This is a genomic window from Candidatus Seribacter sulfatis (assembly GCF_964187635.1).
Taxonomy (GTDB): Bacteria; Verrucomicrobiota; Verrucomicrobiia; order Opitutales; family Seribacteraceae; genus Seribacter; species Seribacter sulfatis.
In genome coordinates this window covers 1-9,089 of record NZ_CAXLMO010000109.1, presented here as the reverse complement: position 1 = coordinate 9,089, position 9,089 = coordinate 1, and the positions used below count along the sequence as shown (strand labels likewise).

General features: G+C 48.4%; 7 protein-coding genes. All 7 read left to right on the top strand.

The features are described 5' to 3' along the window. A partial coding sequence (locus ACKPQ5_RS10080; protein WP_407678981.1) for a hypothetical protein occupies positions 1-688 on the top strand: 688 nt, incomplete at its 5' end. 50 nt (positions 689-738) lie between these two features. Beyond that, a complete protein-coding gene (locus tag ACKPQ5_RS10075) occupies positions 739-1,599 on the top strand; it encodes a hypothetical protein (RefSeq protein ID WP_407678980.1) in 861 nt (286 codons plus the stop codon). A gap of 727 nt (positions 1,600-2,326) precedes the next feature. Next, positions 2,327-4,240, top strand: coding sequence for a sulfatase (locus tag ACKPQ5_RS10070; RefSeq protein ID WP_407678979.1), 1,914 nt, complete (start codon positions 2,327-2,329; stop codon positions 4,238-4,240). A gap of 22 nt (positions 4,241-4,262) precedes the next feature. Then, positions 4,263-5,840: a sulfatase family protein gene (locus ACKPQ5_RS10065; RefSeq protein WP_407678978.1), complete on the top strand. Its 1,578-nt coding sequence runs from the start codon at positions 4,263-4,265 to the stop codon at positions 5,838-5,840. Next, positions 5,837-7,246, top strand: coding sequence for a sulfatase-like hydrolase/transferase (locus ACKPQ5_RS10060; protein ID WP_407678977.1), 1,410 nt, complete (start codon positions 5,837-5,839; stop codon positions 7,244-7,246). The genes ACKPQ5_RS10065 and ACKPQ5_RS10060 overlap by 4 nt, the downstream gene beginning before the upstream one ends. Before the next feature lie 23 nt (positions 7,247-7,269). Further along, a complete protein-coding gene (locus ACKPQ5_RS10055) occupies positions 7,270-8,745 on the top strand; it encodes an arylsulfatase (RefSeq protein ID WP_407678976.1) in 1,476 nt (491 codons plus the stop codon). A 23-nt stretch (positions 8,746-8,768) separates the two neighbouring features. Beyond that, positions 8,769-9,089, top strand: a 321-nt coding sequence (locus ACKPQ5_RS10050; protein WP_407678975.1) for a sulfatase family protein, incomplete at its 3' end; no start/stop codon positions are given.

The following is a 9,089-nucleotide window of genomic DNA, read 5'->3' as shown; positions in this document are numbered from 1 at the left end:
TAAACACTATGAATACGATGACGGGGTGAAAGTTGATGGGACCTACTACCTCTACGAAGAGGGAATTGTTTACACCTTCTCTGGCCCGCTCGAAAAAGCCAGTGGCAAATGGAAAGCCGCCGGCACTTTTCCAAGTAAGCAGTGCGATGACATCGGCATCTATTATGAAGACGGTGTGTTCCACATGTTCGGCGAGCATGGGCACTTCCCGCACGGGCCGGATGGCACCAGCCTGGCCCACTTCACCTCCACCACCGGCTTAGGAGACTGGAAATTGATCAACGCCAAGGCGGTCGATCCCAACCCCGATGGCGGGCACAAATATGGCGTGGGAGATGCCACCATTGAGAAGATCCATGGAACTTATTACATCTTTTGCGATCGCGAATCCAAGGGCAGTCCTTACAAGGTGGTGGCCTGGAGATCCAAGGATATCAATCAGCCCTTCGAGTATGTGGGCAAGGCCATCACCCCACGCTCTGAAGAAGTGAACCATTGGGATAATTACCGTATCCATGATCCCGATATCGCCTACATCCCGGAGTTGGGAAGATATGTCATCACCGCCAACATGATGGATAGAGACGGCAATCCAGGTGGCAAATTTCCAACATTGAAAGGGAAAACGACCCGGGTCATCGGCGTCTTTTACCATAGGGATATTCAAGCAGACCCTGGCAAAAAGTGAGTTGGACGATAAGCCTTTACTGAGTGGTCGGTATTACTAGACTCCAGAGTATGAACTCACCCATTGTCCGATTGCTCATAGCATTTATGCTCATTGGTTCCTTTTCTTGTTCACCGGCTATTCCCGCCCATGAAACAGAGCGCCTGAAGAAACTAGAATCTGCGTTAGCTCCCTATGTTTTACCAGCTAAGTTTGATGAGGAGATAGTGGAGCACTTCAACTTAAGGAATGAGCGTATTAGCAAGCTGGCAGAGATTTTAGAACCACACGACATCAAGCTGCAGGTTTCGGAACAGGCCCTGCAACAATCATTTCCTATTAATGGTCTGTCTGGTTTTACTATCCAAGGAACAGTTGATCAGTGCGTTCGTAATATCGATGGATGCTGGCTCTATCATGATAAGACTGTTTTTGTGGCTATGGACCCAAGTGAATTTGAGCAAGCACTTCAAAAAAAGTACGAGCACAAATGGGCTCTTAGCTTATTGGTTGAGCAACAAAACTTTCAAATAGGGCAATTAGAAATGGGAGTCGCCAGGTTGCCTATGAAACTATTGTTACACCTTCGATTTCCTGGAGTACTTCCAGAAAACATCAAACTCGATAATATTTCTTGGCAGGATACTCCCCTGAAAGAAATATTCAGGGACCTAGAAAGTGCAGTCCGAAAAGAACTGGATAAGAATGCCAATCATTCTAAAAAAGAGTTTATCGAAAATTTTGAGATTACCCTCCTTCTTGAAGACGATGAAGCCTACGAAAGAAAGAAGAGTTATCATTTTAAAAACAGTTCTATTGAGTCAATAATTTCTACCATATGTGAAGAAAACCAACTTCACTCCACTGGCCATTCCGCTACGGACGAGCAATTTTACATCGTTCCCTTGCACCCAAGTATTAAGTTGATTTAACCTATTGTTGGTGGGATTCTATCAATAAATCTTTATAAATTATTGAAGATAGTGGGGCTGGTTTTCCTGTAATTCTGGATAGGTTTGAACATAAGGGATTGTGAGATTTTTAATGATCGCACACATAGGGAACGATTGACCTAATGATCAGGTAAGCAACGAGTATTTGTGTGTTTAGCGTACCAACTCTTGGTTACAGAAATACAAATTTTGAAAAGATAATCGGCAATCACACTACTCGTGACCACTCACTTTGTATTACCGGATCCCAAGAACCACAGCATCCGCGTTTATGATAATGGAAGGTCTCAATGGTGAAGCATGAATTGAATGAAAGGAAAATGTCCCGAGTCATCGGATTCCTACGAATTATTGAGAAAAATTAAGGTAGTTATCCGAAATGAAAAATATTGAAATAGAGTAACTAAAAATTGTTAGCCTCTATATTAGTTTATTTTTTAGGCAAGGCACTCGCATTGCCTGCCGGAGAATTATTTAACGTTCCAGGAAACCGCTCAGTCAAAAACGAAAACTTTTTATCGTTCCGAATCCGCATATTACCGAGTCAAGTTCCGACTCAATGATCTAATCACGATGGTTGGGTTATGTACGAAAACTCAACGCTTAATATTCTAGAAAAAGGGCATGCTTGGGCAGCAAAACATTGCTTGAATACCCCTTTTTAAATGGACAACATTTAACTTAACTACTTAGAATTTAAACCTCAATGAGAAAGTCCATCAGAAGATTAAAAACTAAGCTACCTTCAATTTCTCTGAGTATCTTTTCGACCACCTTTACTCTTGTCAGTTGCCTCTGTTTCCCCCTAGTAGCTCTAGCGGAAGAGGCTGAAGAGATTACTCCCAACATCATTATCTTTTACATTGATGATCTCGGATGGCAGGCGACTCCGCTCAATGATGTTGATAAACCAACTCCCTATGAGACTCCGAATCTAGTGAAGCTTGCAAAGTCTGGTATGAACTTTACTCAGGCTTATTCGCCCGCTCCTACCTGTTCACCCTCGCGTGCTGCGATCCTCACAGGACAGCATCCTGCGAAAACACGCTTCACGCACGTCACGCTAGATAACAGAAAGGATGCCAAGAAAACCGAGCGTCTGATTCCTCCTTACCTGGAGGGACAGTTGGATCGAAATCACCTGACGATTGCGGATGCGCTGAAGGCGAACGGCTACCGTACAGGCCACTCCGGCAAATGGCATATTGGTCTTTCATCGGCGAGCTATGGTTTTGAGTTCGTCAACGAAGACCGGGGCATCCACCGCAGTGTGCCGGATCGAACCAAAGGCTTTGCGACTGCAGAAGATCCCAAGCATCCCTTGAGTAAGGAAAAGTTTCCACCATTCAGCGAGAAAAAGCCGGAAGGGATTTCCTATCCCTACGATGAGGTCACCGAATCCGCGATCAAGTTCATTGCTGAAAGTGGGGATCAGCCGTTCTTCCTGAATCTGTGCCATTGGATGGTTCACTGGCCGGCGATGACGCGCAATGGCGAACTGCTTGAGTATTACTGCGATAAACTCGGCCAACCATTCCCCCCGAAACCAGGAGACATGAGCCTGCCTGGACAACAGAACCCTTACTTTGCCGCCATGGTAACCAGCGTGGACTGGAGTCTTGGACGCGTGGTCGATTTCCTTGAGAGAACCGATGATCCTCGCAGCCCAGGTAAGAAGCTGTACGAAACGACCTATATTTTCTTCAGCTCTGACAACGGTGGAGCCACGAGGCATGGTAAAGAAACACTCTCGGATAATTCGCCGCTTAAATATGGCAAAACCCATGCAGAAGAAGGCGGCGTGCGCGTGCCTATGGTAATTGCTGGTCCTACAGTCCCGGCAGGCACTCAGTTTGATGGCATGATCAATCAGCTCGATTTCTTCCCTACATTCCTTGTTCTGACCGACACCGAGATCTCCGCCGAAGATGAGGCGAAGCTCAGTGGTTTGGACATCACTCCTGTATTGAAAGGCAAAAGCACTCAGGTACTCGATCAAAATGGCAAAGAACGTGAGTTCCTTTTCTGGCATTATCCACATGGTGGAAAAGACTCGATGAAGTCAGCCATTCGCAGCAAAGATTTTAAACTCTACAAACGATACTTCACGAATGACTACGAACTGTATCGACTCTACCAAGACGGTCAGCGCAACGACTTCGAGGAAACCTACGACCTCGCGAAGAATCCTAAATATAGCTTAATAGTAGATCGACTGAGCGGACTGCTCGACCAAGCCCTCGTCGCAAATCATGCAGAGCTCCCGTATTTGAATCCAAACTACGCAGGTAAGAAAAAACCGGTCGCTAAGCTCGGAGATGCTTCTTTCAAGAAATCCTCACGCAAGGCACAGCTCGCAATCCAACCGAGTGGCCCGATGATTCGGGAAGCGGTTGTGATTTATTGCGACGCACCATCGGTTGGCAAAAAGAAAAACAAACGTGGTAGCAAAGATGCGGTGACAGCAGAGTTTATCCCGGGAATGCGTTTACCGGCCAAGGTAAGCAAAAATGGTTCAAGTGTGAGTGCGGTGATTCCAGCAAATATCGCTGGCTACTGCTTCATGCTGATCGATGAGAATGGGTTCATGCAATTCAGCGATGTTGCGGCCGCAAAATAGCGACAATTAGAACATTCGATATGTGAAAAATAGAAATCCCTTCTCTCTTTTTAAAGTCGGTGCACTGGCTGCGTTACTGCCACTCTTATTACTTGCGGATTCACAACCAAATATCGTCTATATTTTGGCGGATGATATGGGCTACGGCGATGTGCAGTGCCTGAATCCAGGGCGGGGTAAAATCGCCACGCCACACATGGACCGCGTCGCTGCGGAGGGTATGATATTTACCGATGCACACACAACCTCCTCAGTCTGCACACCGACTCGCTACGGCATCATCACTGGTCGCTATAATTGGCGCACAAAGTTGCAGGAGGGTGTGCTCAATGGCTACGGCTTGCCCCTAATTCCAACGACTCGAATGACCGTCCCTCGTTTCCTCAGTGACAATGGTTACACCACTGCCATGATTGGTAAGTGGCACTTGGGGCTGGACATCGCGACGATCGACGGTAAGCAAGCCCGAGCTGCTGTCGGCATCAGAGAGAAGCTGAAGATGGGCCCATTTCCTTCGGGCCAACTCTCTAACATCGATTGGAAAGGCAGCATTCAAGGGGGTCCAGTCGATCTCGGATTTGATTCCTGGTTTGGTATTACCGCGTCCCTGGATTTTCCTCCTTATGTGTGGATCCGTGATCGTAACTGGGTAGGCGAAGGCACTCATGTCAAAGCGTTCAAACGCCCTGGGCCTGCGACCGAGGACTTTGAAGCAATTGAAGTTTTGGGCAAACTTGCGGCGGAAACAGTCCAATTCATATCCGAGTATCAGAGCAACAAGCCTTTCTTCATCTACATGCCATTGCCATCGCCGCATACGCCCATAGTTCCTTCTCAAAAGTGGCAGGGGCAAAGTGGTATTGGCCAGTATGGCGACTTCATGATGCAGACCGACGACATCGTCGGACAAGTTGTTCAGGCCCTGGATGCGCAGGGGCTTTCAGGCAATACTTTGCTCATCGTGACGAGTGATAATGGTTGTTCCAAAGCCGCCAACTTTAAGCAACTTGAAGGCCATGGCCACTTCGCTAGTGCTCAATACCGTGGCTCCAAGGCAGATCTTTGGGAAGGTGGCCACCGCGTGCCATTTCTGGTTAAATGGCCCGCAGTCATCAAAGCCGGTAGCAGGTCGGATGTGATTACCTGCCAGACAGACCTGCTCGCGACCTGTGCCGAGTTGGTTGGCAAGGAACTACCTGCAAATGCCGGCGAAGACAGTGAAAGTATTTTGCCAATCTTCAAAGGAAAGCCAGTTGAATTCTCACGCAAAGGAATTGTAAACCACAGCGTGAGTGGGCACTTCGCTTATCGTCAGGGCAAGTGGAAGCTCCTCTTGGCAAAAGGATCTGGTGGCTGGACTCTGCCGAATGAGAAAGAGATGTCTAAAGTGTCCGACGCACTAAAGGGTCAGCTCTATGACTTGGAACAGGATCCAGCTGAAACGACGAATCTCTATGAGAAGAATCTGGAAGTTGCGGCACGTCTGTTAGCACAGCTCAAAGACGATGTCTCGCGCGGACGCAGCACCGATGGCTTAAATGCGAAGAATGATGTGGCTGCCATCAAACTTTGGAAGAATGAAAAAGGAAGGAATAAATGAATATTTCCCAAAATAATAATATGCCGTTTTTCAGTTATGTAACTCGATTCGTTTTCCCGTTATGTGTTGCATCTCTGTTGACTGAAATTGCCTCTGCTGAAGATAGCCGTCCTAACAAACCAAACATCGTCGTCTTTGTTGCGGACGACATGGGCTGGGGCGACTCGGCGACCTACGGGCATCCGCTCATCCAGACTCCCAACCTCGACAAGCTGGCCTCGCAGGGAGTCAAGTTTACCCAGTGTTATTCGGCCGCGGGTGTGTGCTCCCCTTCGCGTGCCGCTATTCTCACTGGTAGAACGCCTTACCGCAACGGTGTCTGGCGCCATCTTTCGGGCAATCACGAGGCCCACCTCCGGGCCAGCGAGATCACCTATCCGGAGTTGCTGAAGGAAATCGGTTACGAGACCTGCCATGTCGGGAAATGGCATCTTAATTCGAAGCAGCAGTTCAATAACCCGGATTACCCGCAACCGGGTGACCACGGCTACGATTATTGGATGTATACCCACAACAATGCCGAGCCGAGTCACAGGAATCCGGATAATTTCTTCCGTAAAGGTGAAGCCGTGGGGGAGATGGAGGGCTATTCCGCTCAACTGGTCGCGTCGGAGGCTGAGCGTTGGCTGAGCGAGATACGGGATCAGTCAAAGCCCTTCGTTTTATCGGTGTGGGTGCATGAGCCGCACTCGCCGATCGCGACCGATCCGCAGTTTGAAGCTCTCTACAAGGGGCATGAAAATAGCAAATATATGGGTAATATCACTCAGTTGGATCACGCTCTCGGTCAGGTGATGGAAGCGCTCGATAAAGAAGGAGTGAGTGAGAATACGTTTTTGTTTTTCACTTCCGATAATGGCCCGGTCGCCAGGTTTGGCGGGACGACCGGTGGCTTGCGAGGGGGCAAGCGGAGTAGTCATGAAGGCGGTATCAGGGTGCCCGGTATCGCTCGCTGGCCGGGGCATATTCCGGCCGGAACTACTAACGATGTGCCGGTGATTGGCACCGACATTTTTTCAACCATTCTTGATGTCGTTGATATCCCTCTACCTACCGATCGCACCATCGACGGGGTGAGCATGCTTCCTGCTTTCCAAGGTAAAGATTTAACTCGCAAAATACCACTTTTCTGGAGGACTCACGTTTCGCAGGCAGCCGATCGAGTCGCGTTACGTCTGGGCGATTGGAAAATTGTTGGCGATGAAACCCTTACCCAATTTCTGCTTTTCGAAATTCAAAAAGATTGGCGGGAGCAAAACGATCTCGCCACCAGTATGCCCGAAAAGTTGGAGGAAATGAAAACTGCGCTACTAAAGGTCTGGAAGAATATCGAGGCAGAAGGCCCAAAAGATTGGTGGCTGAATGAGCGTCAGAAGCCCATGAAAGGAGCCACGCTCAACTACTAACTTTTGAAGAGGTATTTTTGTTTATGATCCAAATCTATAGAAAATTATTGATTGCCGGTATCGCACTACTTTGCTGCGGTGCGCATGGTGAAACGCTCAAGGGATCCCGTCCCAATATTATCCTGGTGATAACCGATGATCAGGGCATGGGCGATCTCTCCTGTATGGGGAATAAAGTCGTGAAGACGCCCCATATCGATCAGTTTCATGATAAAGCCGTCCGCTTCACCGATTTCCAGGTGAGCCCGACCTGCGCGCCGACTCGGGCAGCGTTGATGAGTGGCCGTGTGCCGTTTAAAAATGGGGTTACCCATACGATCTACCAGCGGGAACGCATGGCGCTCGATGCCTATACCTTTCCACAAGCATTGCAAAAGGCTGGCTACACGACTGGGATTTTCGGCAAATGGCATCTCGGTGATGAAGAGGCGTACCTACCGGGAAGTCGTGGTTTTGATGAAGTCCTGATTCACGGTTCCGGCGGGATCGGGCAGGTTCGACTGGGTGATTTCCCACCGAACGGAGAGAATCTATACTTCGACAATGTTCTGCTGCACAACGACACCATCATTCAGACCAAAGGCTACTGTACCGACTTGTTCTTCGATTCCGGTTTGGCATGGATTAAAAAGCAGCACACCGATCAAAAACCGTATTTTGCCTATATTTCATTAAACGCTCCACACGCACCTTTGGTGGCTCCGGAGAAATATACCAAGCGATTTATTGAGATGGGCTACGACAAAGGGACTGCTGGTCGCTACGGGATGGTCGAAAATATCGACGACAACTTTGGTGCGATGGTGGCAAAACTTAAAGAGTGGCAAGCCCTGGAAAACACCTTGGTAATCTTTATGACCGATAACGGTGCCACTCATCTCAAGGGTAGACTGAACGGCGAGAAAATCCGTCACTTTAATGCCAATCTCAGAGGCGCAAAAAACTCACCTCACGAAGGCGGAACCCATATCCCGATGTTTTGGCAGTGGCATGGGGTGCTCGATGAAAACGTCAATATCGATTCACTGACGGCTCATCTCGATATCTACCAAACCTTTACCGAGCTAGCCGGAGCCGAATTACCGGCGAAGATGCAGGAATTAGAAGGCCGCTCACTGCTACCTCTGCTGAAAGACCCGAAGGCCGATTGGCCGGATCGAGAGTTATTCTTTCATTGCGGACGCTGGAATCCTGGTAAGCGAGATACCGCTGTGTATGCAAAATGCGCAGTCCGAACCGATCGCTGGCGGTTGGTCAACAACCGGGAGCTATATGATATTTCAAAAGATCCCTACCAGCTCACCGATGTCGCGGAAACCAATCCCGAAGTCGTGCAAAAGCTAAGTCAATCGTTTGATCAATGGTGGCAATCAACCCTGCCCTGGATGGTTAACGAAGGTCTACCACGACTGGAAGAGGAGGAATTTCCGCTCAATATTCGCTATCACAAGCAACTTAAAAAAATAGGCATTCCAGATTGGTCTCCGGCTCCGTTCTAAACGTTTCTCGACTCCAAATAAATATGAAAAAATTCATATACCTGGGCCTACTTTTACTGACCTTCACCTCAGTTTCGGCAGATGAAACGCCTAAACCCAACATTATTTTCATCTTCGCCGATGATTGGGGTTACGGAGATCTGGGAATTCATGGCAGTACTTTTTGCCAAACCCCTCATCTGGATAAAATGGCTGGCGAGGGCATGGACTTCACGAATTTCACCGTCAATAGCCCAGTATGCACCCCCAGCCGAGTGGCGGTCATGACGGGCCAATTCCCTGCCAGACATTGCATTCATCAACATTTTCAAAGCATCAAAGCGCATATCAAAAGAGGTATGCCG